Below are 26,358 nucleotides of genomic sequence, written 5' to 3'. Positions count from 1 at the left end.
TTGTTGCGTACTTTATAATTAGATTTATGAAAAAAAGAAATATTGATTTTGTATAGATTTATAGTGGGTTAATTGCTTTAAAATTTCTTTTAGCAGCTTCTTGATCAAGTAAGTATAAACCACTATCTTTAACTAGCTTGATTTTGTTGATCATGTCACAAACTGTAGCTTCTTCTTCAACTTGCTCATCTATAAACCATTGTAAGAAGCTTTTAGTAGAGTGTTCATTTTCTGATAGAGCTATATCCATTAGTTCATAAAGCTTAGCTGTGACTTCTTCTTCGTGTTTTAAAGTTGATTCAAAAGCTTCTAGTAATGAATTGAAATTATTTTTGGGTGCTGATATTGCCCTAACTTCAATACGACCATTTTTATCATTTATGAATTTCATAATTTTTTTAGCATGGAAGAGCTCTTCTTCATATTGAGCCATAAACCAATTAGTAAAACCACCTAATCCAAGATCTTCTGTATATCCAGCCATAGCTAAATAGATGTTAGCTGATTCTAGTTCATAGTTAAACTGTTCATTTAGGGATTCAAGTAATTTTTTAGATAACATACAATATCTCCTTTAGTTCTGTATCTCACATAAGTCTAAAGGTTTTTACTAATTTGTTCAAATTGTTAATTTAAAGTTGATTTAGGTAGGGAGTATGATTATACCTAACTATATAGGTATAAGTTTATAAAAAATCATTTATAAGACTTGCAAATTCTTTAGGTTGTTCCTTATGAAACATATGTCCGCAGTTTGATAAAATTTTAAATTCGGCTAGCTTAATATTTTCATATAGTTGTTTATGTATTATCTCTGGTGTAATTAAAATATCATCACTTCCTGCAATTAATAAGGTAGGGCAAATAATTTTCTTAAGGTTATTACGACTATCATATTTTTTGATTGCCTTAATTTGGCTTATATAACCTATAGAGCTTTGGGGATACTTATTTGTTTTTATTTTGTCTATTTCTATTTTTACCTTATTTTGATTTAATAAGAAAGTTTCTGCATATATCCAAGGAAAAACGGTTGCTAAGGTTGTATCTAAACTAACAGATTCTTGATTAAGTCTTATTGTAGAATCAAGATGTAAACTTATATGATATGGAATTTTTGCAGCAGCTCCAGCAATTATAGCTTTTTTTATTCTTTGTGGAAAACGAATACAAATATCTTGTAAAATCATTCCACCCATAGAATGTCCTACTACAGCAATATTAGTTATATTTAAGTGATCTAGTAGGTCTACCATATCATTAGCCATATCGGATATATTAAAGTCTAAGTTACCTTGAGTTGAGCATCCCGCGCCACGATTATCAGGTAAGATTAATTGAAATGAAGATTCTAAGAAAGGCAGCATTTCTGACCATACTTTTTTATCTGTTGTTAGCCCTCCTATTAAAAGTAAAGGCTCTCCGTTTCCTATGATATCATAATTAATATTTATATTATTTTTTGTAAAAATTGGCATATGAAAGGTTACATCTTATTAAGATAAGTCAGCAATATATACAATTTAATATATATAGTCAACTTGGAGTGATTTATTTGCTTTTCAATGTATTAAATATTTATAAATAGCTTCGATGAATACTCATTAAACTATTTATAAATAGTGGTTTATCTTTTATAATGTACTAAAATTTATGCTATTAGCAATATTATGAAAGAAATATCTAGTATAAAAGTGAAGGTTGAAAGTGGTAATAAATATACTACTGACCATGGCTTTCATGCAGTTAAAGATGGAATTAGAAACAAAAAAGAAAATTCTGTACATATACGTAAACCAGATTGGTTAAAAGTACAAAGACAAGATTCTAAAGAGTATTTGAAAGTTAAGTCAATAACAAAGAAACATAAATTAGCAACCGTATGTGAGGAGGCTAAGTGTCCTAATATTAATGAATGTTGGTCTCATGGTACGGCAACAATCATGTTAATGGGCGCTGTTTGTACTCGAGCATGTAAGTTTTGTTCTGTAGATACAGGTAATCCAAAAGGTTGGTTAGATCATGATGAGCCAAGCAATACAGCCAAAAGTGTTCAGTTAATGAATTTAGAATATGTAGTACTTACATCTGTAGATCGTGATGACTTAGAAGATGGTGGGGCTGGGCATTATGCAAAGACAATCACTGCTATCAAAGATAGTGATCAGAATATCAAAGTAGAAGCTTTGACACCTGATTTTGCTGGGGTTAAAGAAAATGTTGATAAAATTATCAATACAAAAGTAGATGTAATTGCACAAAATATTGAAACAGTAGAACGTTTGACACATCCTGTGCGTGATCCAAGAGCTGGATATTGGCAAACTTTAGATTTCTTAAAATATGTGAAAAGAAAATCGCCAAATGTTTTGACTAAAACTAGTATTATGGTTGGTTTAGGTGAAACAGATGAAGAAATATATAAGACTATGGATGATGCAAGAGAAGCAGGTATCGATGTGATTACTTTAGGGCAGTATATGCAGCCCACAAAACATCATTTAAGTGTGGAGAGATTTGTTACACCACAGCAGTTTGAAGAATATCGCAAGATTGGTCTAAAAAAAGGTTTCCTAGAAGTAGCGTCTGGCCCAATGGTTAGATCAAGCTATAGGGCAGACAGGGTTTTTAAAAAAAATAACTTAGACCTGTAAACCAGGAAGTAAAACTAAAGGTGAGTATTGAAATGGCAAAAGTAGCGTTAGTATTGTCTGGGTGTGGGTATCTTGATGGTTCAGAAGTATACGAAACAGTGCTAACTATTCTAGCATTAGAAAAACAAGGTGTTGAGTGGCAAGGAGTTGCTCTAAATAAAGATCAAAAACAAGTGATTAATCATTTATATCAGTCTGTAGATACTAAAGCATCTCCACGAAATATACTAGAGGAGTCAGCACGTATTACAAGAGGTAATGTTATAGATTTAGTAGATGCTGATAGTGATGATTATGATGCGGTAATCTTCCCTGGTGGGTTTGGAGCTGCTAAAAATATTACTAATTTTGCTTTTGTCGGTGATGATAGCTATCAGATGGATGAAGAGGTATTAACATTTGCAAGAGCTTTTTATTTAGCAGATAAGCCAGCTGGGTATATCTGTATAGCACCATTAATGATACCTCTAGTATACCCTGAGGGTACAAAAGCAACAGTTGGGACTGATGATAATGTAACTTCAGTATTAGAGAAAAAAGGAGCTGAGGCTATAACTATGGATGCTACAGACATCTGTGTTGATGAAAGTGTCAAAGTTGTATCAACTCCAGCATATATGTGTGCTAGAAATATTTTAGAAGCAGCTCAAGGTATCGATAAGTTAGTAGAAAAAGTAGTTAGTTATATATAAATAATCAAAAGGTGTAAAAATGGCAGGTCATAGTAAGTGGGCTAATATAAAACATAAAAAAGCCAAAGAAGACGCAAAACGCGGTAAAGTTTTTACTAAACTTATTCGTGAAATTACAGTTGCTGCGAGACTGGGTGGTGGTGATAAAGATTCTAACCCTCGTTTAAGAGCAGCAATATCGACAGCATTATCTAATAACATGACAAGAGATACTATAGATCGTGCAATACTGAAAGGTGCTGGTGGCGGAGATGAAGGAAATGTTGAAGAGATTCATTATGAAGGCTATGGCCCTGCAGGTGTAGCAATTATGGTTGATTGTATGACAGATAATCGCAATCGTACTGTTGGAGAGGTTCGTCATGCTTTTTCAAAAAGTGGTGGTAATCTTGGTACTGATGGTTCAGTTGCTTACATGTTTGAGAAAAAAGGTTTTATTTCATTTTCTGATGATGTAGATGAAGATGCTATTATGGAAGCAGCTTTAGAAGCAGGTGCGGAAGATGTAGTTACCCATGAAGATGGTAGTATCGATGTAATTACTGATTCTAATGATTTTTCTGATATTCAAGATGCTTTGATAGCAAAAGGTTTTAATGCTGAAAGTGCAGAAGTAACTTTTGATGCCGAAGTGAAGGCAGATCTTGATGTGGAAATGGCAGAAAAGATAATGAATTTGATAGATAAGCTAGAAGATCTTGATGATGTTCAGAATGTTTATTCTAATGCTAATTTTACTCAGGAAATAATGGAGCAGATCGGATAAATTTAATATTTATTCGGTTTTATCTTTATAAAGCTAATGATTTTTATATCTATTAAATTCTATGTGTAATAAAATTTTCTTAGTAATTCAGAAAATATCTTTTTTAAAATATAAATGATAATTTTAGGAGTTGACCCTGGCTCAAGAATTACAGGGTTTGGAGTTATAAAAATTCAGGATAATAAAGTATATTATGTAGCTAGTGGCTGTATTCGTATTACAGAAATAGAAACAGCTGATAGACTTAAACAAATTGCTGATGGTATAACAGAAGTAATAAAAACATACGCTCCTAATGAATCGGCAATTGAGCAGATTTTTATGTTTCAAAATCCTATGGGCGCTATTAAACTAGGGCAAGCTAGAGGTGTGGCAATGTGCACTCTAGCTATTAATGGTTTGAAGGTTGGTGAGTATTCGGCCAAGCAAATAAAACAAGCTGTGGTTGGTAATGGTGGGGCAGCTAAGTCTCAGGTTCAGCATATGGTACAATCATTGTTAGGCTTAAGTAAGAAACCACCAGAGGATGCTGCTGATGCTTTAGCTATTGCAATATGTCATTACCATAGTAGTAAATCTTTAGTGCGTATTGCTGGTGCAAGTCGTGTAGCACAAAAAAGGATTCAGTAGTTCGCTATAAGGGTTTGTTTTCTCAAGATTTTAAAATTATATTGATAGTTAAATAATATTTTTTATAAAGTATTTCAAATAGTTTGGCGAAAATGTTTGTTTATGAAGCTTTGGATATTTATAATCATTTTATATTTAAAAAATAAATATTAAATAATGAAAAAATATTATGTTAAAGCTTGTATGGTTTGGTTCATTGGGGCAATGTTTTTTTTATATGAATTCTTTTTAAGAGTACTCCCTAATTCGCTTCATCAAGATATTGTTACTAGTTTCCATGCATCAGCTTTTAGCTTCTCACTGCTTGGAGGAGCTTTTTATTTATGCTATTCATTTTTGCAGGTACCGGTAGGTTTTGTTTTTGATAAATATGGTATCAAAAAATCATTGTTTTTTGCGGCACTAATGTGCTCTTTAGGTGCTTTGATTTTTTCATTGACTCCAAATTTAGCAATTGCTATTTTTGCTAGATGTTTGATGGGAATAGGTGCTTCTTTTGGTTTCTTAGGGTTGCTTATAATTGCAACACAATGGTTCCCTCTAAGGTATATGGGACTTCTGTCTGGTTCAACACAGATTTTAGGCACTATGGGTCCAATCTTAGCAGGAGCTCCATTATTATATTTTGTAAGTTATTTATCTAGTTGGAGATTGGTGATTTTTATTGCAGCTATTTTAGGTATTTTTTTAGTAGCTTTAATTTTAATTTTTGTTACAGATAATAAAGCTGAGGTTACAACCATAGAGCAGCAAAAGATTACTTGTGATATTAAGACTAGTTTTTTAGATAAAAGATTAAACTTAATATATTTATATGCTTTTTTTGTCTATTGTTCGATACCTACTTTAGGAGCTATATGGGGAGTAAGCTTGTTGGAGAGTAAGGGTTTAAATATAACTCAAGCATCATACTCCATAGCTTTTTTATGGTTGGGTCTTGGACTTGGTAGTCCATTTTTTGGATTAATGTATGATAAATTTAAGCATAAGGTTAATATATTATCATTAGTTTCGCTACTTGGTTTTATTTGTGTTTCTTTGCTTTTAAGTATTAAGCTAACTCAGTTTACAAGTATTGTATTATTATTTTTAATAGGTTGTGCAGCAGCAGGGCAAACACTTTCTTTTTCTGTTATTGCAAATTATAAAGAAAATAGACCAAAATCAATATTTTTTGGTATAAATAATACAGTAGTTATGTTTTCTGGATTTGTTGTTCCAATTGTGATTGGTATATTAGTTAATTATTTTGCTATGGAAATTAGCACAGCTTTTATTATTTTACCCTTAGCCTTCCTAGTTTCTCTTGTAGCTAGTTTTTATTTATCAATGGCGAAGGTTGAGGTTCAAAAGCAAGAACCCGAAGGAACTAAGGATTATAGTTATTCATGATAAGCTTTATAAAAGGAAAATTGTTAGAAAAAGAGCCAGCAGCTTTATTAATAGATGTTAATGGTTTGGGATATGAGGTGTCTGTACCAATGACAACTTTTTATTCATTAGGAGATATGGATTGTGAGATTAGTTTATACACACATTTTATAGTTAGAGAAGATGCTCAACAATTATATGGTTTCAAATCAAAAGTTGATAAGAAAGTTTTCCAAGAATTAATAAAAGTAAGTGGTATAGGTGCACGTACAGCGATTGCAATTTTATCTGGTATGGATTCTAAAACTCTTTTGCATTGTATTGAAAATAAAGATTATGGTTTACTTGCTACAATTCCTGGTATAGGTAAAAAAACTGCTGAAAGAGTAGTTATTGAAATATATGATAAACTTTTAAAGATGGCGAATGAAATTTATAGTCAATCAGAAGATAGTAACCTAAGTTTTAATCAAATTAATTCACAACAAAAACAAACCACCACATCAACTTCTATATTTAATGAATCTGTAGATGCTCTTTTAGCTTTAGGTTACAAACAAAAAGATGCTGAAAAAATGATTCGTGGGAGCATTGGAGATGTAACAACAGCATCAGAAGCAATTCGTAAAGCTTTACAAGGATCAATTAAGTCAAAGAGATAATGAAAATGTCCTGTTTAGGTTTGGATAATTATTTATTTCTGTATATTTAAGAGCTACTAAACTGTAAAATCATTATAACTTATTTTAGCTTGATTCTTGGAGAAACCAGTGGCTTTTGGACTATTGTTTATAGTGTTAGTTATAACTTTTGTTGCATTATTTATTTTATTTTTTATTAAAAAATCAAAACAACTTGCAAACATCTATAAAACATATGAAAACTATAAAGACTCTACACAGGTAGAACTAGTAGAATTACGTAGTAAAAATATAACTTTTGATACACTTCTAGTACAAAAAGAGCAAAGAAATTCTGAATTGAAACAAGATAGTATCCAGCGTATAGCTGAGTTAAAAGAAGAGCTGAAAGAGGAGCGAGAGAGAGCATATAAATATACAGAAGAGATAAAAGTTTACAAATCTCAAGTTTCAATGCTTGAAACTCAATTAAAAGAACAAAGTAATGCTATGCAAGATAAACTGGAGTTTTTACAAAATAGCGAAGTTAAGTTAAAAACAGAGTTTGAAAATTTAGCTAATAAGATTTTTGAGGATAATTCCAAAAAGCTAAGTGAGCATAATAATGAGAGTCTAGGTAATGTACTAAACCCCGTACGTGAGCAATTGAGAGATTTTAAACAAAAAGTGGAAGATGTTTACGATAAAGAATCCACTGCTAGGGGGGCTCTTCAAAATGAGCTAAAAACCTTAAAAGAGCTAAATCAAAAAATGACTACAGAAGCTCACAATCTGACAAATGCACTAAGAAATAGTACTAAGCAACAAGGTGTTTGGGGAGAGATGATTCTTGAGAATGTTCTTGAAAAATCTGGTCTTAGGGAAGGGTTAGAATATGTTAGAGAAAAACATATTACAGATGATGAAGGTAGAGCCTTTCGACCGGATGTGATTGTAAAGCTACCGGATGCTAGAGATATTATTATTGATGCAAAAACATCTTTATTCGCTTATAACGATTATATGGCTGCAGATGATGAACAGAAGCAAATATATTTAAAAGCACATCTTAGGTCAATAAAAGAACACATCAAAGGCTTAGCAAATAAAAATTATGAAAATTTAAAAGGTATAAATTCCCTAGATTTTATATTTATGTTTATACCTATAGAAGGAGCATTGCTTCTTGCGCTTGAGAATGATACAAATCTATATGATGAAGCTTTTAAACAAAAAATAATTTTAGTAAGTCCAACAACTTTATTGGTAGCGCTTAGGGCTGTTGAGAATACTTGGCGATATGAAAAACAAGCTCAAAGCATTACAGATATATATAGTAGAGCAGAGGAATTATACAAAAAATTTGTTGGATTTATAGATGATTTAGAAAAGGTTGGTAAATCTATAAATGATGCTAATAAATCTTATGAGAATGCATTTAGTAAATTAAAAACAGGTCGTGGTAATTTAATTGGTCAAGTTGAGAAATTAAAACAAGTATCAAATATAAGAACAAAGAAAGAGCTAGAGAGTAGTTTAGTTGAGAATGCTATGAGTGATAGTGAGTAGAATATCTTTTTTTACTAAAATGATTATAAATTTATTATAGTAGTAATCATTTAAGTAAAAACATCCACATTGGTAGTGTAATTATAGAGAGTATAGTTGATACTAAATATAAACTAGTTGCTTCTTCTGGTATTGTTTGCCACTGAAGTGCAAAGATTGTAGCGATAGTTGCCGTTGGCATAGCTATTAGATAAATAAGTTCTTTAGCAGAATCTCCTGTAATCCCAAATAAAATTACGACTGCCCATGCAATAAACCCACTAATTAGACTTTTCATGATTAAATTAAAAGTAAACATCTTGGTTATGTGTAATTTAATACCGTATAAGGCAAGTCCAACAGTAAACAAGGACATGAATACGCAAGCTTTAGATGCGTCATTTATAGATTCGGTAATATATTGTGGTATTGTAGAAAAAGAGTTTGTTAAACTAAATAGGGCTCCAATAGCTACTGCCAAAAACATTGGCTTTTTAAGAGATTTAAATAAGGCATATATGACAATTCCTTTTTTAGATTGTTGTACACCAGAATATAGTTCTAAACAAAAAATCGTCAGAGGAATAAGAGTTAATGAGATTATGAAATTAGCTTTAGCTACTGAAATTAAAGCAACAGGCCCTATTATACTAATAAAGAATGGAATGCCCATACCTCCCATATCTGTGAAAGTATTTATCATTGCTTGCATAACACTATTTTTTTTAGGTTGTTTGAAAATAAAAATACTAGTACAAAAACATATTATCCAAATAATACTAATAGAGATTAGAAAGGCTGCCATCCAACGTGTATCAAAAATTTCACTTGGTTTTGCAGTGGCTGTGTGCATAAATAGTAGAGCTGGAAAGACTAGTGTTGTGACAATTTTTGCACAAGTTTCATGAGCATTTTCATTTGTAAGTTTAAGAAAACGGGTTAACCAACCTATAAAAATTATAATAAAAATAGGTAATATAGAATTTATTATTTGTAGTAACATAGTGAATAAAAGAAATATAGCAATTTTATAATTGCTATATCCTAATGTTTTTAAGTTCGATTTACTATATTTTTTAGCGTAATAATGGTTCTAAGAAATTTGCTATAGTACAGTGACTTTCTATAGGGTGTCTAAGTTTTTTATCCTTGTTTATACTATAATGGTTGTTTCTTCCTATTTTTTTTACACTTAGATAAGAGGTTTCCGTCAAATCACTAAGTATATTTAATACCGCTCTTTCAGTAATTTTTATTTTAATAGCCATATCTCTAATAGTAATGTTTGGATCAATATTAATTAGACATAAGACATGTGAGTGATTAGTCAAAAAAGTCCAGTTTTGATTTTTTTTTGCAGTCATTGTAGATTCTTAGTATTTTTTATTTATTATACTGAAGTGAAAGGTAAAGGTGAATGGAGAAGGGTGATAGAGGTATATTATATGTTTAAATATTTTAAAAAATCATTGAAATATTTTTTTTAAAATAGATAAACTAGTTATTAGGGTTATAAAAAAATGTTTAATTATGGATGTAATTGATTCACATATTCATTTCTGGGATATAAAAAATGGTTATAATGAGTGGGTTAAAACAACTAAACTGCCGAAATTAGTAATTCCTAATAATCTAAGTACGAACTCATTTGTACATATAGAAGCACATGGGGAAAGACTTGATCCTTTATGTGAATATTTTTGGTTAAAGTTAAACTTTCCTGACAAAAATATTAAAGTCGTAGCATTTGTGGATTTTAGTTTAGAAATATCTAAGTTTGAAAAAATAATTATTAAGTTGGCAGAGTATAATGATATAGCTGGAATTCGCCAGATTATGTCACAAACCTATAAATCTAAATATAGTCCATTTGATAAAAGTATACCTAGAGATTTAGAAACTAAGTTAAAACTTTTAAAAGATTATAGCCTTTTGTTTGAAGCACAGATGTACCCAGAGCAATTTTTACCTCTTTTAGATAAGATAAATAATTCTGGAGTAGATATGGTTATAGAACATTTTGGCTTACCACTATTTGGACGGAATAATAATCTAGTAGAGTGGTATACATTTATAAAACAATGTGCAGAAAATAATAAATGGAATCTGAAGTTATCAGGATTTGATTTGAATAATGATATTTCATATGTTAATAGAGCTTTAGATTTTGTTTTTGAAAATATTAAATCTAATCAGTTATGTTATGGTTCAAACTTTCCAGTTTCTCATAAGAGTAAGTATAATCAATGGCAGAATTTTTTACATCAGTATATTGGTAATGATAAGATATCAAAAGATATTTTTAAAAATGTAGCCCAGAGGATTTATTTTAAAAATCAAGAAATGTAATTATAAAAGGACTAGTGATGAAAGTAGTAGCTGTAGAAATATTTGATATATATTGTGATAAAAGACCTGCATGGTCACCAGTATTTATAAAAGTAATAACAGATGAGGGTATAATAGGTGTTGGTGAAGCTGGGCTAGCTTATGATTTAGGGCATTCAGCAGCAGCAAATATGATTAAAGAATTTTCTGAAGAAATGGTTATAGGAATTAATCCATTTGAAAGTGAAAAATTATGGAATAGAATGTTGCGTGAAAGCTTTTGGGGGCTTGGTGGAGGCCCTGTGGTATATGCTGCAATGAGTGCTATTGATATTGCACTATGGGACATCAAGGGGAAAGCCTTAGGAGTGCCTGTTTATCAATTATTAGGCGGTAAAACAAATAAAAAACTAAGAACTTATGCAAGTCAACTTCAGTTTGATTGGGATGAATATGAACGTAAAGCTTTATTTAAACCTGAAGACTATGCAAAAGCTACTGAGAAAGCTATTGCACAAGGTTTTGATGCTATAAAAGTTGACCCAATGATGTTTGATCATAAGGGCGATACGTTATATGATTGCACATTACCATTTCGTAGCGACCATCTTAAATTAATCCGTCAAAGAATGCAGGCCATCCGAGATGTATTAGGTCAAAATGGTGATATTATATTTGAGTGCCATAGCTTACCAAGTTTGACATCAGCTTTACAGTTAGGTGAAATTGCTGAAGATTTTGATTGCTTATACTTCGAGGAGCCTGTTAATTATTTAAATAGTAAATTACATGAGAGTTTAAAAGCTAAGCTAAGAGTACCAATTGCTGCAGGAGAGAGATTGTATTTAAGGCATGGTGTTAGAGAATATATTGAGAAACAAACTATTGATGTATTACAGCCAGATATTGGCTTGTGTGGAGGTCTTACAGAGGCTAAAAAAATTTGTGACTATGTCGATATGTATGATGTAAAAATACAAGCACATGTTTGTGGTGGTCCGATAGCAACCGCTGCAAGTTTACATTTAGAAACAGCTATTCCAAACTTTATAATTCATGAACATCATACTTATGCGTTAAAAGATTTTAATAGAGAGCTTTGTATTCAAGATCCTCAACCTATAAAAGGTTTTTTTGAAGCTTCAAGCCTTCCTGGTTTAGGTATAGAAATAAATGAAAAAGTTTTTTCTAAAAAAACTAATAAGGTAGTAGTTAAATAGTTTAGTTTAAATCTATATTGTAGGAGTTGTATGATAAGTGTGTTAGCGAAAGACCAGAATTGGGCAAGAGTTGCTCCATGGGCTGGAATAGTAACTTTAGCTCTATTAATCATGAATTTTTCAGTTAGTGATCCACATTTTTGGGCATTATTGAATATTCCTCTTTATTTGTTTCATCAAACTGAGGAACATTATATTCCCGGTGGATTTAAAAAATTTATGAACCAAATAGTTATGGATTTACCAGAAGGACAAGAGAAGCTTACTGATATTAAAATATTTTGGATAAATATTATAATGGTATGGTTGGCTTTTGTGATTTTTGGAATTTTAAGTTTTGTGAATATTGGTTTTGGTCTTTTAATTATAATTTTTAGTATTATGAATTGTTTAACTCATATTATCGAGGGTATTAAGCTAAAAAGTTGGAATCCTGGTTTAGTAATGGCATCTTTGCAATTTATGCTATAGTTAATCCGATAGTTATTTGACAATAATGTTATAATATTTAGAAAAAATGTCATCATATAGCCAAGATTTCAGAGATATCGTAATAACTAAATATAAAGAAGGCCTAACAGACAAAGAGCTAAGTAATTTTTTTAATATAGATATCCGTACTACTAGATCTTGGATAAACTTATACGAGACAACTGGTGATTATAAATCTAAGCAAGGCTTGGGTTGCGGTAGAGTAGCAACCTTTACAGATAAGGAAGCGATAGAAAGCTACTTAAGAACATATCCAGATGCAATGGCTTTAGATATTAGAGAAGCATTAGCTCCTGAAATACCTAGAAGCACATTTTATGATTGTCTTACCAGACTTGGTTTTAGTTTTAAAAAAAGACACCTAAATATAAGCAAAGAAAAGAACAAGATAGGCAAAGTTTTATAGAGGTTGTTGAGACTATTGAACCTAACAAACTTGTATATTTAGATGAAATGGGTATGGATAATAAACAGTCTGTACTAAGAGGATGGTCTCTTGTTGGTAAACCTAGCTATGGTGAAGTTATTGCTTATCAAACTCAGAGAAAAAGTATAGTTGCTGGTTATAACTATTTAGAAAAGAAGATTATAGCACCGCTAGAGTATACTGGATATACAGATACTCAAATTTTTAATCAGTGGTTTGAAGAGCATTTATGTCCTGAGTTAATTCCAAAGACTACTGTTGTTATGGATAATGCTAGTTTTCATAAGTCTCCTAAATTGGCTAAAATAGCAGAGAAGTTTGATATACAGATACTATACCTTCCTGCTTATTCTCCTGATTTAAATCCTATAGAAAAAATTTGGGCCAATTTTAAAAGAATTTTAAGAAAAGTAAATAATTCTTTTGATAATTTATCTGATGCTATTACTCACGTCTTTAGCACAATATTATCAGATTAACTATATCTATTTATGCTGCTTATTATGTTACGATGTACGGATTAGATAACCCTATTATCTGGTGGGTTTCTACAGTGATTTTTTCGATATTAGCACATATATTATTATTTAAGTTAGTAATGACAAAAGGCTAAAAAATTTTGAGTATTAATAATAGACATTAGTGACACTAAGGATTATTATTTCTTCTAAAATCTCCTTTAAATAAGAAAGGCTGTAAAATGTTAGATGATAGATATCAAATTACTAAAAAAGTCACTATTGTAGGAATGTTAGTAAATGCATTGCTTGCAATAGTTAAAACGATTGTTGGAATGATTGGTAAATCACCAGCATTATTTGCTGATGGTATACATTCTTTTTCAGATTTATTAAGTGATTTTATGGTTTTATTTGCTGCAAAATATGCAAATAAAGGAGAAGATCATAACCATCCATATGGCCATGAAAGATTAGAAACATTTGCAACACTTGTACTTTCAGGGTTGCTCATAGCTATAGGGTTTATGATTGTATATCATGCGTTGGTCAATCTTATTGCTGGGTATTACGTTACTCCAGATAAATTTACTGTCTATGCGGCTGTTTTTTCTATTTTTGGTAATGAATTTATTTATCAATATACAATGAGAGCTGCAAAAAAAATTGATTCAGATATGTTAAAAGCGAATGCTTGGCATAGCAGGTCTGATATGTGGTCATCAGTTGTTGTATTGGCTGGATTATGCGGTGCATTTATAGGTTTTCCTTGGATGGATGCAATAGCTGCTTTTATTGTTTGTTATATGATTGTGAAAATGGGTATCAAGTGGGGTTATTCAGCCGTTGCTGAACTAATAGATGAAGGTGTTGATGAGGAAACTCGACAAGACATCAAAACTGTGATTATAAATACTGAAGGAGTTGAGGATTTTCACTTTCTCAGAACAAGAAAAATGGCTGGTAAAATTGTTTTAGATGTACATGTTTTAGTAAATAAATATAGCACAGCTTCAGAAGGCCACTATATTGCAGAAATTGTTAAAAGTAAAATTTACCATAATATTGATAATATAAAAGATATAACTGTTCATGTTGATGTAACAAATCATGAAGATGGAGTAATCAAACTAGAAAACTTTGAACCATCTAGGGAAGAAATTTTTCAACTAATAAAGAAGACTTTTGCTAAGAATAACCTTCAAGAATCTCTTATATTAGATAAAGCAATGTCTATATATTATATTGATAATGAAATTATAGTAGACCTTTATGTTAAACGTTCAAATGATTTAAAAAGGCTCTCAGAAATATTGAGTAAACTTTCATATGAAGGCTATCATATTTGTATTAACTTATATTGTCAATTAGTAGATTAATTAATTATATAATAATAAAATAAAGGTATAATAAATTGAAAATAAAAAAAGCAGTATTTCCTGTAGCTGGATGGGGAACTAGATTTTTACCAGCAACTAAGTCATGTCCTAAAGAAATGCTTACGGTAGTAGATAAACCTTTAATTCAATATGCTGTTGAAGAGGCGATTGAGGCTGGCTGTACGGAAATAATATTTGTCACAAGTTCAAATAAAAAATCTTTAGAAGATCATTTTGATAGAAATTTTGAGTTGGAATATTCATTAGAGAAAAAACAAAAATATGAATTATTAGATTTAGTTAAAAATATAGTGCCCAAAGGTGTGAGTTTTTTCTTTGTGCGTCAACCAGAGGCTTTAGGTTTAGGGCATGCAGTGCTTTGCGCAAAGCCATTGGTTGGTATAGAAGATTTTGCTGTAATATTGCCTGATGATCTTATTTATAATCATGATTGCGGCACTGGTACTTTGAAGCAAATGATGAGATCAGTCGAAGGAACAGATATGCGAGGCTGTATTGCAACACAGCAAGTCAAAAAGAGAGAAACAAGCTCATATGGAATAGTTGCAACAGATAATCAAAATCTTATTAAGGCGATAGTAGAAAAGCCTCACCCTGATGAGGCACCATCAACAATAGCTGTAGTTGGTCGTTACCTATTGCCTAATAAAATTTTTAAATGTTTGGAGACAACTCCTAAGGGAGCTGGTGGAGAGATCCAACTGACGGATGCTATTGCTAAATTAATTGAATTAGAAGAGAAAATATTATCATATGAATTTAAAGGTACTCGTTATGATTGTGGTAGTAAATTGGGTTTTCTAATAGCAAATTATGAGATAGCATTGCAGCATGATGAGTTAGGTGAAAAATTTAAAGAATACCTTGAAAATAAAAAGTAGGTTATTGAGCTTCTTATTTGCAGCTTATTTCTTAGTAATTGTATTTAATTATGCTAAGATGAAATCCAGCGATAAATATTTTTAATTAAATTCATGCCATATTCAAAGTTTCAAGTTTCTCAAGATTTTATAGACCAGTCTCACATTAATTCTGAACTGTATGAGAAACTCTACAAAGAATCACTAGAAAACTCTGATGAATTTTGGGCAAAGCAGGCAAACCGAATCCATTGGGCTAAACCTTTCTCAAAGGTTAGCAATAATAATTTTGATGAAGTTAAAATCAAATGGTTTGAAGATGGCGAGTTAAATGTCTGCTATAACTGTGTAGATAGGCATTTGCCTAAAAGAGCAAATCAAGTAGCTTTTATTTGGCAGGCTGATAATCCTAAAAAATCTAAGAAAATTACTTATAGAGAATTATATCATCGGGTCTGTGAAATGGCTAACATCCTTGAAAAAAATGGTATTAAAAAAGGCGATGTTGTAACTATTTATATGCCATTGGTGCCTGAGTCAATTTATGCTATGTTAGCTTGTGCGCGTATTGGCGCAATCCATTCAGTAGTTTTTGGAGGGTTTTCTGCTGAGTCTTTAAAGCAGCGCGTAGTTAACGCTAATAGCAATTTTATTATAACAGTTGATGAAGCTGTTCGTTCGGGTAAAAAAATAGCTATGAAAGATAGCGTTGATAAGGTTGTTTCAGAGATTGGTTGTATTAAGAAAGTCTTGGTAGTTCGTAATACTGGTAGTGATACTATTTCATGGAATAGTGATTTAGATATTTGTTATTCAGAAGAGCTAAAAAAAGTTTCAAATGAGCATGTAGCTAAATCTTTTGAAGCAGAGTTACCATTGTTCATGTTATATACGTCTGGATCAACTGGTGCTCCTAAAGGGTTAGTGCATACTTCAGGGGGGTATTTAGTATATGCAAGTATGACTCATAAGCTTGTTTTTGATTATAAAGATCATGATGTTTACTGGTGCACAGCTGATATTGGTTGGATTACAGGCCATACATATGTTGTTTACGGTCCATTAGCTAATGGAGCAACCTCTGTGATTTTTGAAGGAGTACCAACTTATCCAGATGCTTCAAGAGTATGGCAGGAAGTTGATCAGCATAATGTAAGTATTCTTTATACTGCACCGACGCTAATTAGATCTTTATTAAAAGTTGGAGATCAATATTTAGAAAGCACCACTAGAAAGTCTCTACGAGTACTCGGTTCTGTTGGTGAACCAATAAATCCCGAAGCATGGCACTGGTTTGTTGAAAAAGCAGGTCACAATCAGGCCCCATTAGTTGATACTTGGTGGCAAACAGAGATAGGAGGGCATATGATTACACCTCTTCCTGGAGCGCATAAATTAAAACCAGGGTCTGCTTCAAAACCTTTTTTTGGCGTGGATGTAGCATTGTTAGATACTAATGGTCAGGAGATACATGGAGAAGGAAAGGGTGCTTTATGTATAAAACAAGCAATTCCAGGTATGGCCAGAACTATTCATGGAGATCATGATAGATATTTGCAGACTTATTTTTCTACTTTCAAAGGATATTATTTTTCAGGAGATGCAGCTAGGAGAGATGAGGATGGATATATTTGGATAGAAGGACGTATGGATGATGTAATCAATGTCTCAGGCCACCGGATGGCAACTGCAGAGATTGAGGCTGCATTAAACACTCATTCTGATGTTGCAGAAAGTGCTGTGGTTGGTATGCCCCATGATATAAAAGGTGAAGCAATATATGTTTATTGTATTCTTAAGGAGGGTAAAAATAATAATGAAGCGACATTACAAGAGATTAGAAAATCTTTGGTTAAATATGTTCGTCAGGAAATAGGCCCTATTGCAACTCCAGAAATTATTCAATTCACTCCAGAACTTCCTAAAACACGTTCGGGTAAAATAATGCGTAGAATTTTAAGGAAAATTGCAGCTAATGATTTAGATAATTTTGGCGATACCTCTACACTATTAAACCCAGATATAGTAGAGTATTTAATTAAAAATAGGTCGTAGAAATTCATGAACTCATCTTTGATAAAAGGTTATATAAAAATATTAGCAGCTTTATTTTTTTGGGCTAGCTTATATCATATAGCTCCTTTGCCACTTAAATATGTTGATATCTATTTAGTTGGTTTGATTCGTTATGTTTTTGCATCATTAATTTTTATTGTAATTCATTATATTTTCACAAAAACTTTTTTTCCTAAGTTAAATTTACGGCAGTGGCTATATGTGATTGCAGTAGGTTTTTTTGGCGTTTTTTTATATAATATAAGCTTTTTATGGGCTGAAAAATTAATTTCAGGCAATATTGTAGCAATTATTTATGCATTTGCACCATGTCTTATAACTGTGTTGTCTAGTTATGTTTTTCGTATGAAAGTTAATCAACAGGCAAAAGTAGGAATTCTTGTGGCATTACTTGGAACTATAGGAGTAGTACTATTTTCTGGTGGAGCAGCAGAATGTTTAAATGGTATACAAATTAGTTTTGGTGAGGTTTTGAGTGTGCTGGCAGTAATATGTTTTGCAGCCTATGCAATATTAGGTAAATGTTGTGTCAGAGAAGGTGTTAATATGATTACAATAAATACCTATAGCGCCATAGTGGGTATGATTATGTTTGCTATAGTTAGTATATTTAAATCTGATTTCTCACAACTATCTAATACAGATGTTGAATTCTGGGGGAGTATGGTTTATATAGCAGTATTTGCAACTGTAATAGCCTATGTATGGTATTTAAGAGCGCTTGAAGAAATAGGAGTATATAAAACTGCAGTATTTCAGAACACATTGCCTTTTTTGGTTATACTTATAGGCTTTGTTTTCTATGGTGAGACTGTTTCAATATTAGCCTTAATATTTGGGGGAGTGGTTTTTCTAGGGGTGTATATTACAAATGCTGCAGTAAATAAGAGAGTTTCTAAAAAATAAATAGTTAGAATACCAAAAAGAGATATTAAGTTAGAGGTTGTTTTTTACCCAACAGATTACACGTTGTTTCTATGTTTTCCCATAGGTCATCTAAATTAGGTGTGGAGGAGGTTTTTTTAAGAGAGTTAATTTGGTTTTTCAGCGCACTTATTAGACTTATTAATGTCTGATGATTAGGGTAATTGCTTTTATACTGAGAATTAAGTTCGAATTTCATTAATCCATGTATATTTTCGAGGATCTTTTTGCAAGAACTCTCATCATCTAATGTACTGATTCTTAAAATTAAATTTTTGATAATTCTATGTAATAATGGCACTCCTGTCTCATCAGCATAATAAGCATGATCAATAGGAGGATATAAATCAAAAAAATAGTTCATATTGTTTTGGATAAAACTATCAATTAGATCTTGTAGATAATCAGCATGTACAACAGCTGAAACCTTAGTAGTAATCCTATCTTGTAGATGTTTCTGAGGTTCTTTTGTTAATGAATGTAGACTAAGTGATATTATTTTCTCTCCTAAGATACATGATTCAAAAAATATTAATAGATGATATAATCCTGATCCTGATCCCCCCTGTTTATGCGGGCGCCACTGAAGCCCTATAACTTTTTTATCATCTGAGACGAACCCTGATATAACATCAGCTTTGTATTCTGTTTTTAAATGTGAGTTTAGAGGGTGTTTTTTTACATCCTTAAAATTACAACTGTTTAGCATTAACAAATTATGATCATAATCACGATCATCTTCCTCATCTGAAGAATAACCGTCCGTTATATTAAGATAAGTTTGGTATGAGGATTTTTCTTGATAATTGCGCTCACCAGATCTTATAAATTGTTTCTTGACATCTGTGTCATAAGAATGAATCAATTTATAAGTGCTAAAATTCTCATATGCATTAGTAGTAGGAGTAGCTTCCACTAGCTTTCCTCCTAGAATCCGCCACAGCAGTTGTGCACCGTGACAACTTCCCAATATTGGTATCCCATATACTATCGCTGTAAGTGCTAATATCCAATCAGTATAAAATTGATCATCAACACTCTCCCAACTACAGTTTTCTACAAAATTAGGATGCATACTTCCATAACTAGTGGGTTTAATAAAGATCCCATTGATTTCATAGGCTTTCAACTTTTGTCTTACACTAGTTATTATTCTTGATATCAATTTATTCTCGATATAGTCTGCAGAATCTAGTTGCAATATGTATTGTATAGACTTTAATTCTTTTATTTCATATTTAGATACGATATTAGAGTCTTGTACGACTTCAACTACTTTACCAGTAGATGTCATCATAGCTTCTAAGTTTCCAAATACTTCAAAACCAGGCACTTCTACATCTCCTGATTCAAAAATTTTTGCAATCATTATTATATACCTTTTATTTTGATTATTATGTTTATATTATAAGTTTATATTAATGTTAATAAAATATTTAAACAATATCATAAATATTTTTAAATGTATAAAATAATAATTTAATATATTTTTATATTATGTGTTGTGGTAGTAAAACATTTTATACTCTATATCTAGATAAAATTTAAAATGTTATAGCTTAACATAAGCGTTTAATTTTACTTTATATGAAATTATCAAAGAATTAATGAGTTCAAAAATCATGCTTGGTTGAAGTTTAGTATGAGACTAACGTTTAATAATTTATTTAATAATATTTTTGTCTTTTAGTTTTATAATTGGAATATTTATTTATATTATTTTTTAAGTTAAATTAAATAATGATACAATACAAATCTTAAGTAATTCTTATAAAATTTAAGGTGTGTGGTTTATGACTCGTTATGAAATTTTATATTTAAATATAGAGCGTTATATTGCAATTATGTCTAATTTGGGAGAAATAATATCAAATAGTGAATCCTTTAAAATTAATATAGATAATAGGCAAGGTCTTTGTTATGGCCTTGTTAGTATGTGGGGATCAATGTATTTGAGGGGCGATCATCAACTATTTGCAGATTATATTAATAAGTTAACTGCAGAAAAAATAAATCAAGTAGAATTTGAGAAGTTATTAAATTCAAAACCTGAAAAGACTGATTCTTTGACTTTATCTGAATTTATTAAAAACTTGTTAATTAATCAGTTTCATAATGATATAGTTAATCTGATAATATTGTGCTAAAGACGTGAGTAATAGCATCAGATAAATTATCAAAAGAATTATTTACTTTTCTTAAAATTCTTTTAAAATTGGCCCAAATTTTTTCTATAGGATTTAAATCAGGAGAATAAGCAGGAAGGTATAGTATCTGTATATAGTTAATCCGATAGTTATTTGACAATAATGTTATAATATTTAGAAAAAATGTCATCATATAGCCAAGATTTCAGAGATATCGTAATAACTAAATATAAAGAAGGCCTAACAGACAAAGAGCTAAGTAATTTTTTTAATATAGATATCCGTACTACTAGATCTTGGATAAACTTATACGAGACAACTGGTGATTATAAATCTAAGCAAGGCTTGGGTTGCGGTAGAGTAGCAACCTTTACAGATAAGGAAGCGATAGAAAGCTACTTAAGAACATATCCAGATGCAATGGCTTTAGATATTAGAGAAGCATTAGCTCCTGAAATACCTAGAAGCACATTTTATGATTGTCTTACCAGACTTGGTTTTAGTTTTAAAAAAAGACACCTAAATATAAGCAAAGAAAAGAACAAGATAGGCAAAGTTTTATAGAGGTTGTTGAGACTATTGAACCTAACAAACTTGTATATTTAGATGAAATGGGTATGGATAATAAACAGTCTGTACTAAGAGGATGGTCTCTTGTTGGTAAACCTAGCTATGGTGAAGTTATTGCTTATCAAACTCAGAGAAAAAGTATAGTTGCTGGTTATAACTATTTAGAAAAGAAGATTATAGCACCGCTAGAGTATACTGGATATACAGATACTCAAATTTTTAATCAGTGGTTTGAAGAGCATTTATGTCCTGAGTTAATTCCAAAGACTACTGTTGTTATGGATAATGCTAGTTTTCATAAGTCTCCTAAATTGGCTAAAATAGCAGAGAAGTTTGATATACAGATACTATACCTTCCTGCTTATTCTCCTGATTTAAATCCTATAGAAAAAATTTGGGCCAATTTTAAAAGAATTTTAAGAAAAGTAAATAATTCTTTTGATAATTTATCTGATGCTATTACTCACGTCTTTAGCACAATATTATCAGATTAACTATAAGCGTATCTAGAACTAGGCAATTTTGAAAATATTGTACCCATTCTAGAAGTTTTCGACAGTACCATATCTAGTATTAGACAACCTATTGAATCTTTAAATAATTGGATAGAAGAAAAAACAAGAATAGAAATTGCTAGCAAAGCTCACTCAATTAAAGGCTTGATGGTACATATATTTAGTAGATTGCTACTTCTTTTGAAATCCTTACCTAAAAAACTTTGTAGCTCTTAACTGTTGATTTGCATTAAAAGCGCATGCAGCTGCTGCCATGACATCTCTTCTGTACTTAACATATGTTTTATTAGTATATTTTGTGGTTTATTAAAAGCATAAACATCGTACTTATCTATAGTTTTCATGCTTTTTGAGAGATTATCTCGACATAAATTTATTTGTTTATTGAGTAAAGCTAGATAGTTATCTTGAGAATGAGTAAAACTAAAATCTTTTATTAAATTCTGAAGTAATGTAATTGTACTATCTAGGTCTGGAGTATTAGAAGTGTCTTTGTGTAGTTGATTAACTTTTTTGATCTTTAATGACACTCCAGTAAATAGACAACCAAGATTTATATCAAAATGTTTTTTTTATACTCATCACATGCTGTTAATATACATATTTTTAAAGTATTCAGTATTAATTCATCAATATCTTTGTACACAACGTCTATTTTTTTCACTTTATATGATTCTATAGTTTCTTTTAAATAAAGTGGTAGCATATTATTTTCAGTAATAATCTGTTTCATCAAGTATATATGTTCTACATTAACTATAGAATGTTGCAAGTTTTTTTTACTCTTATCCCAGGCTTTATTACTTTCTATAAAATCAAAAAAAGCATCATTGCCTTCTTCATCAAGCTTCCAAGGATAGAATATAACATCTTGTAAAATGTATGCTATAGTTAATCTGATAATATTATGCTAAAGACGTGAGTAATAGCATCAGATAAATTATCAAAAGAATTATTTACTTTTCTTAAAATTCTTTTAAAATTGGCCCAAATTTTTTCTATAGGATTTAAATCAGGAGAATAAGCAGGAAGGTATAGTATCTGTATATCAAACTTCTCTGCTATTTTAGCCAATTTAGGAGACTTATGAAAACTAGCATTATCCATAACAACAGTAGTCTTTGGAATTAACTCAGGACATAAATGCTCTTCAAACCACTGATTAAAAATTTGAGTATCTGTATATCCAGTATACTCTAGCGGTGCTATAATCTTCTTTTCTAAATAGTTATAACCAGCAACTATACTTTTTCTCTGAGTTTGATAAGCAATAACTTCACCATAGCTAGGTTTACCAACAAGAGACCATCCTCTTAGTACAGACTGTTTATTATCCATACCCATTTCATCTAAATATACAAGTTTGTTAGGTTCAATAGTCTCAACAACCTCTATAAAACTTTGCCTATCTTGTTCTTTTCTTTGCTTATATTTAGGTGTCTTTTTTTAAAACTAAAACCAAGTCTGGTAAGACAATCATAAAATGTGCTTCTAGGTATTTCAGGAGCTAATGCTTCTCTAATATCTAAAGCCATTGCATCTGGATATGTTCTTAAGTAGCTTTCTATCGCTTCCTTATCTGTAAAGGTTGCTACTCTACCGCAACCCAAGCCTTGCTTAGATTTATAATCACCAGTTGTCTCGTATAAGTTTATCCAAGATCTAGTAGTACGGATATCTATATTAAAAAAATTACTTAGCTCTTTGTCTGTTAGGCCTTCTTTATATTTAGTTATTACGATATCTCTGAAATCTTGGCTATATGATGACATTTTTTCTAAATATTATAACATTATTGTCAAATAACTATCGGATTAACTATATTAATCTTGTTAATTATCAAGATATGGAAGATACTCAGCGCAGAACAGTTGTTCTTAATAAAGTTAGATGTATAGATAAAGAGCGAGAACAGCCACCTATAGCTAGGATAGGAGGTTGTTATCTTTATAATCCAATATCTTTTTTAGAGAAGAAAATTCTATCTCATAATGTCGAAGTAGAGATTCCAATGTTCTATAGCCTAAGCGGGAATAATCATACCATTGGGGTAAGAGGTGATGATAAAAATGGTATAATGGTATTTGATCCAAATTGTTTAATGACTAATAAACCAGTTACTCTTGAAAAATATATTAGTGAAGGAGTGTCACAAGCATCTATTATGCAGGTTTGTGATAGTGTGGAGCATGTTTCATTTACTAAGCTAAGGTTATATACTTTAAAAGCGCATGCGGACGGTCATTTTGCTCATAAATTTGGAAGCATAGATGAGAAAAAATTCATTTTAATATATAAACAGTTTAAATATATAAAATCTCTTGAACAAATAAATAAGAATATAAATATTAAAAGACTGGAAGATGAGCTTGATAAAATTATAGGCGAAAATAATAAGCTTGCTAACAAATTATATGAAGCGGTAGCTAAAAGCGTTGATGAATCATATGATAATGATGATAAAGAATATAGGTCATATGTAACTGATTTATACTCTAAAATACCTATGTCATATATGGCTCAGAGTTATGATGACTATAAAATGTTTGAGAATTCTATAAAACGTTGTAAGAGAGAAGATCAAGCACTTTATAAGAGTTATTTAACTTTAGCTACTGACTGTATTTCTGGAAATAATTTATTGTATACTGCTTTTACTTATATCGATGGAAAGTTAAATGAATATATGCATACTCGTTTAACTACACCTTATTCTCTTCTTTCATACTTTAAGAATAATGATTATTCCAAATTTGAAAATATTGATAAAATAAATAATGTAGCTCTTTCTATAGTAACTAGTGGTTCTATATATGAGCTTAAATTAATGATAGATGCATATGGAGTTGATAACCTTCTAAAAAAAGAAATGGGAAGGAGAGGGTCTACTATTATCAATATGATACAATATTGTCTTGTACAGCAGAATAAAATAGTTATTTTTTTGTTGAAAAACTATAAGAAAAATGTATTAAACATATTACAAGTTTCATCTATAAAATCGATGATGGAGCAATATAAAATAAAAAAAGGTATTAATAAGCATGGGTTTGATTTACATAGTATTTTATCCAACTTAGAAGAGGATGATACACAAAATGAATTTAATAAATATGTATCTAACTATAAATTAGAAAAAGGATTCGAAATTACAAAACGAGCAATTGAGTTAGTTCAAAGAATGGAAGAACATTACTCAGCTATGGCTAAGAATGCTTGGGTTTTTGATGAAAAAGAGACAATAAAGAAGGAAATATGGAAACGTTTAAAATTTCATTTAATTTTTGGTCGATTAAACTATTCAGGAGAATTTATTATAAACGATATGAAGCCCATATGCTCGACCAATAGTAAGTCAATGAATGAATTAAAAAATTTTTGCGTGCAAAATAACATTGTAGCTTATGAGCAAGACATTAATGAAGAACGTGGTGTAATCAAACTGATTGCTACTTTCTTGTATTTTTTTAAAATTATTGATCATGAATATTATTTAAAAATATATGGAGAATAGTTGTAGCATAGAAGGACTTATTAGATAGTAAACTTCCTCTGTAGGCCAGAATCTTTATGAAATTTCACTTTATCTTGTTGTAGCGCCCTGGCAGATTTTAATAAAGATAATTTATGTATAAAAAAATGTAGTTTATAGGTATTTAGACATAAAAAAAGCCTTTATTTTTAAAGGCTTTCAGTATATGGCGGAGAAAGAGGGATTCGAACCCCCGGACCTTTTACAGTCAACGGTTTTCAAGACCGCCGCTTTCGACCACTCAGCCATTTCTCCGAACTAATGAGGTATATTATACAATTATTTATTAGCTTTGCAATAGTAATTTGTTAAAAAAATAAACAAAGAGAATTTGGTAATTAATTCTATAAAAAACTACCAAAATATTATTAATTTATCGGTATTTTTTGGTAATTTGCTTGAATAGCTCAAATTCCATATTGCAACTATTGATTTTAGTAAACTGATTAGAGGTTTTTTCACAAATCTCTTTGGTAATTGGTTTGATTGGCTTATTAGTTGATAAGGTTTTTACTTCTATTTCTATTGATTGTTCAAAATAGTAATGTTTGTATATTGCTTTTTCAATTGATTCAGCTGTTGTAATAATTCCATGATTATCAAGTATCATCATGCTATGTTTTTTACCAAGGCTTGATGCAATAGCTTTACCTTCATTACCTAAAGCAAGCCCATCATAATGATGGTATGAAATATCATCATAAAACCTTAGAGATTGCTGATTAGTAAATTGCATACCACATTCAAGAGATGATAGTATGACAGCATATTTGCTATGGGTATGTATGATTGTATGTATATCTTTTCTAGCCTTATAAGTTTCTAAGTGAATATTTGCTGCTTGAGGCATCACTTTAAAGCCGTTATTAGAAATTATTTCACCATCAATAGTTATAGTTATAATATTTTTTTTAGAAACTTTATTAAAAGGTACGTTATGAGGGGATATTATTATATTTCCATTAGGCAACCTTGCAGATATATGTGTTGCAAGAAGATCATCCCAGCCATAGTGATGTATTACATGATGACATATCGCAAGTTTTTTTATAAACTCTTTTTCTAAAGACATTTGTAGTTTCTTAATTAAAAAAATGGTTATTTTAATTTTATCATTTAGTTTTAGTT

Annotated in this window: 25 protein-coding genes, 1 tRNA gene and 3 pseudogenes; 19 read left to right on the top strand and 10 right to left on the bottom strand. The window is 30.6% G+C overall.

Going from position 1 to position 26,358, the window contains the following annotated elements; genetic code table 11:
• Positions 1–58 precede the first annotated feature (58 nt).
• Both ACR0PV_RS06505 and ACR0PV_RS06500 read right to left on the bottom strand, forming a co-directional pair.
• Complete coding sequence (locus ACR0PV_RS06505) at positions 59–562, bottom strand: ferritin (RefSeq protein WP_488172327.1); 504 nt, start codon at positions 560–562, stop codon at positions 59–61.
• Positions 563–686: 124 nt separating this feature from the next.
• Positions 687–1,478, bottom strand: a complete 792-nt coding sequence (locus ACR0PV_RS06500; RefSeq protein WP_488172326.1) for an alpha/beta fold hydrolase — start codon at positions 1,476–1,478, stop codon at positions 687–689.
• Between the two features lie 192 nt (positions 1,479–1,670).
• On the opposite strand from ACR0PV_RS06500, the gene lipA reads away from it, so the two are divergent.
• The 7 genes from lipA to ACR0PV_RS06465 all read left to right on the top strand — a co-directional run bounded on the left by lipA (position 1,671) and on the right by ACR0PV_RS06465 (position 8,302).
• On the top strand, positions 1,671–2,654 hold the full coding sequence (gene lipA / locus ACR0PV_RS06495; RefSeq protein ID WP_488172325.1) for a lipoyl synthase: 984 nt from the start codon (positions 1,671–1,673) through the stop codon (positions 2,652–2,654).
• A 32-nt stretch (positions 2,655–2,686) separates the two neighbouring features.
• Positions 2,687–3,346, top strand: coding sequence for an isoprenoid biosynthesis glyoxalase ElbB (elbB, locus tag ACR0PV_RS06490; protein ID WP_488172324.1), 660 nt, complete (start codon positions 2,687–2,689; stop codon positions 3,344–3,346).
• A 19-nt stretch (positions 3,347–3,365) separates the two neighbouring features.
• On the top strand, positions 3,366–4,112 hold the full coding sequence (locus ACR0PV_RS06485) for a YebC/PmpR family DNA-binding transcriptional regulator (protein ID WP_488172323.1): 747 nt from the start codon (positions 3,366–3,368) through the stop codon (positions 4,110–4,112).
• Positions 4,113–4,226: 114 nt separating this feature from the next.
• A complete protein-coding gene (gene ruvC / locus ACR0PV_RS06480) occupies positions 4,227–4,742 on the top strand; it encodes a crossover junction endodeoxyribonuclease RuvC (RefSeq protein WP_488172322.1) in 516 nt (171 codons plus the stop codon).
• Between the two features lie 156 nt (positions 4,743–4,898).
• Positions 4,899–6,134, top strand: a complete 1,236-nt coding sequence (locus tag ACR0PV_RS06475; RefSeq protein ID WP_488172321.1) for an MFS transporter — start codon at positions 4,899–4,901, stop codon at positions 6,132–6,134.
• Positions 6,131–6,775: a Holliday junction branch migration protein RuvA gene (ruvA, locus tag ACR0PV_RS06470; RefSeq protein ID WP_488172320.1), complete on the top strand. Its 645-nt coding sequence runs from the start codon at positions 6,131–6,133 to the stop codon at positions 6,773–6,775. Before ACR0PV_RS06475 ends, ruvA begins: the two co-directional genes overlap by 4 nt.
• A 123-nt stretch (positions 6,776–6,898) precedes the next feature.
• Positions 6,899–8,302, top strand: a complete 1,404-nt coding sequence (locus ACR0PV_RS06465; protein WP_488173974.1) for a DNA recombination protein RmuC — start codon at positions 6,899–6,901, stop codon at positions 8,300–8,302.
• A gap of 46 nt (positions 8,303–8,348) precedes the next feature.
• On the opposite strand, the gene ACR0PV_RS06460 is transcribed toward ACR0PV_RS06465, so the two are convergent.
• Positions 8,349–9,284, bottom strand: a complete 936-nt coding sequence (locus ACR0PV_RS06460; RefSeq protein WP_488172319.1) for an AEC family transporter — start codon at positions 9,282–9,284, stop codon at positions 8,349–8,351.
• A gap of 73 nt (positions 9,285–9,357) precedes the next feature.
• Complete coding sequence (locus ACR0PV_RS06455) at positions 9,358–9,645, bottom strand: ArsR family transcriptional regulator (protein WP_488172318.1); 288 nt, start codon at positions 9,643–9,645, stop codon at positions 9,358–9,360.
• Positions 9,646–9,811: 166 nt separating this feature from the next.
• Between ACR0PV_RS06455 and ACR0PV_RS06450 the strand changes: the two genes are divergently transcribed.
• The 9 genes and pseudogenes from ACR0PV_RS06450 to ACR0PV_RS06410 all read left to right on the top strand — a co-directional run bounded on the left by ACR0PV_RS06450 (position 9,812) and on the right by ACR0PV_RS06410 (position 18,448).
• Positions 9,812–10,630 carry an amidohydrolase family protein gene (locus ACR0PV_RS06450; RefSeq protein ID WP_488172317.1) on the top strand — a complete coding sequence of 273 codons (819 nt, stop codon included), beginning with the start codon at positions 9,812–9,814 and terminating at the stop codon, positions 10,628–10,630.
• A gap of 17 nt (positions 10,631–10,647) precedes the next feature.
• Positions 10,648–11,829, top strand: coding sequence for a mandelate racemase/muconate lactonizing enzyme family protein (locus ACR0PV_RS06445; RefSeq protein ID WP_488172316.1), 1,182 nt, complete (start codon positions 10,648–10,650; stop codon positions 11,827–11,829).
• A gap of 30 nt (positions 11,830–11,859) precedes the next feature.
• Positions 11,860–12,297 (top strand): annotated as a pseudogene (locus ACR0PV_RS06440) (HXXEE domain-containing protein); the annotation flags it as partial.
• 49 nt (positions 12,298–12,346) lie between these two features.
• A protein-coding gene (locus tag ACR0PV_RS06435; RefSeq protein ID WP_488172194.1) for an IS630 family transposase occupies positions 12,347–13,227 on the top strand; the annotation gives its coding sequence in 2 pieces (ribosomal slippage) (positions 12,347–12,671 and positions 12,671–13,227; 882 coding nt in all).
• A 2-nt stretch (positions 13,228–13,229) separates the two neighbouring features.
• Positions 13,230–13,361, top strand: a pseudogene (locus ACR0PV_RS06430) (HXXEE domain-containing protein); the annotation flags it as partial.
• An 87-nt stretch (positions 13,362–13,448) separates the two neighbouring features.
• On the top strand, positions 13,449–14,585 hold the full coding sequence (locus tag ACR0PV_RS06425; protein ID WP_488172315.1) for a cation diffusion facilitator family transporter: 1,137 nt from the start codon (positions 13,449–13,451) through the stop codon (positions 14,583–14,585).
• Between the two features lie 35 nt (positions 14,586–14,620).
• The gene (galU, locus tag ACR0PV_RS06420; RefSeq protein WP_488172314.1) at positions 14,621–15,487 is read left to right on the top strand and encodes a UTP--glucose-1-phosphate uridylyltransferase GalU; all 867 of its coding nucleotides are present in this window, start codon (positions 14,621–14,623) and stop codon (positions 15,485–15,487) included.
• Between the two features lie 93 nt (positions 15,488–15,580).
• Entirely contained in the window at positions 15,581–17,521 is a 1,941-nt protein-coding gene (gene acs, locus ACR0PV_RS06415; protein WP_488172313.1) for an acetate--CoA ligase, read from the top strand.
• 6 nt (positions 17,522–17,527) lie between these two features.
• The gene (locus tag ACR0PV_RS06410; protein ID WP_488172312.1) at positions 17,528–18,448 is read left to right on the top strand and encodes a DMT family transporter; all 921 of its coding nucleotides are present in this window, start codon (positions 17,528–17,530) and stop codon (positions 18,446–18,448) included.
• Positions 18,449–18,473: 25 nt separating this feature from the next.
• Here the strand turns inward: ACR0PV_RS06410 and ACR0PV_RS06405 are convergent, their stop codons facing one another.
• A complete protein-coding gene (locus ACR0PV_RS06405) occupies positions 18,474–19,835 on the bottom strand; it encodes a hypothetical protein (RefSeq protein WP_488172311.1) in 1,362 nt (453 codons plus the stop codon).
• 424 nt (positions 19,836–20,259) lie between these two features.
• On the opposite strand from ACR0PV_RS06405, the gene ACR0PV_RS06400 reads away from it, so the two are divergent.
• A complete protein-coding gene (locus tag ACR0PV_RS06400) occupies positions 20,260–20,613 on the top strand; it encodes a hypothetical protein (RefSeq protein ID WP_488172310.1) in 354 nt (117 codons plus the stop codon).
• Here the strand turns inward: ACR0PV_RS06400 and ACR0PV_RS06395 are convergent.
• A pseudogene (locus ACR0PV_RS06395) lies at positions 20,591–20,746 on the bottom strand (transposase); the annotation flags it as partial. The gene ACR0PV_RS06400 and the pseudogene ACR0PV_RS06395 overlap by 23 nt on opposite strands.
• Before the next feature lie 50 nt (positions 20,747–20,796).
• Between ACR0PV_RS06395 and ACR0PV_RS06390 the strand changes: the two are divergent.
• Positions 20,797–21,677, top strand: a protein-coding gene (locus tag ACR0PV_RS06390) for an IS630 family transposase (RefSeq protein WP_488172194.1) whose coding sequence is annotated in 2 segments (ribosomal slippage) — positions 20,797–21,121 and positions 21,121–21,677 — 882 coding nt in all. Because the reading frame shifts where the segments join, the coding sequence is not laid out codon by codon here.
• A gap of 233 nt (positions 21,678–21,910) precedes the next feature.
• Here the strand turns inward: ACR0PV_RS06390 and ACR0PV_RS06385 are convergent.
• Both ACR0PV_RS06385 and ACR0PV_RS06380 read right to left on the bottom strand, forming a co-directional pair.
• Complete coding sequence (locus tag ACR0PV_RS06385; RefSeq protein ID WP_488172309.1) at positions 21,911–22,228, bottom strand: hypothetical protein; 318 nt, start codon at positions 22,226–22,228, stop codon at positions 21,911–21,913.
• Between the two features lie 361 nt (positions 22,229–22,589).
• A protein-coding gene (locus tag ACR0PV_RS06380; protein WP_488172186.1) for an IS630 family transposase occupies positions 22,590–23,470 on the bottom strand; the annotation gives its coding sequence in 2 pieces (ribosomal slippage) (positions 22,590–23,146 and positions 23,146–23,470; 882 coding nt in all).
• On the opposite strand from ACR0PV_RS06380, the gene ACR0PV_RS06375 reads away from it, so the two are divergent.
• On the top strand, positions 23,461–25,212 hold the full coding sequence (locus ACR0PV_RS06375) for a hypothetical protein (protein WP_488172308.1): 1,752 nt from the start codon (positions 23,461–23,463) through the stop codon (positions 25,210–25,212). The two genes, ACR0PV_RS06380 and ACR0PV_RS06375, sit on opposite strands and share 10 nt — an antisense overlap.
• A 185-nt stretch (positions 25,213–25,397) precedes the next feature.
• Here ACR0PV_RS06375 and ACR0PV_RS06370 read toward each other — a convergent pair.
• Together ACR0PV_RS06370 and ACR0PV_RS06365 are read right to left on the bottom strand one after the other, a co-directional pair.
• A tRNA-Ser gene (locus ACR0PV_RS06370) sits at positions 25,398–25,485 on the bottom strand.
• Positions 25,486–25,603: 118 nt separating this feature from the next.
• Complete coding sequence (locus ACR0PV_RS06365) at positions 25,604–26,302, bottom strand: class II aldolase/adducin family protein (protein ID WP_488172307.1); 699 nt, start codon at positions 26,300–26,302, stop codon at positions 25,604–25,606.
• Between the last annotated feature and the right edge of the window lie 56 nt (positions 26,303–26,358).

The sequence above is a fragment of the Francisella sp. AG1 genome, from assembly GCF_057683165.1.
The sequence above is the reverse complement of the archived record's forward strand: the minus strand, read 5'-3'. Positions and strand labels throughout refer to the sequence as shown.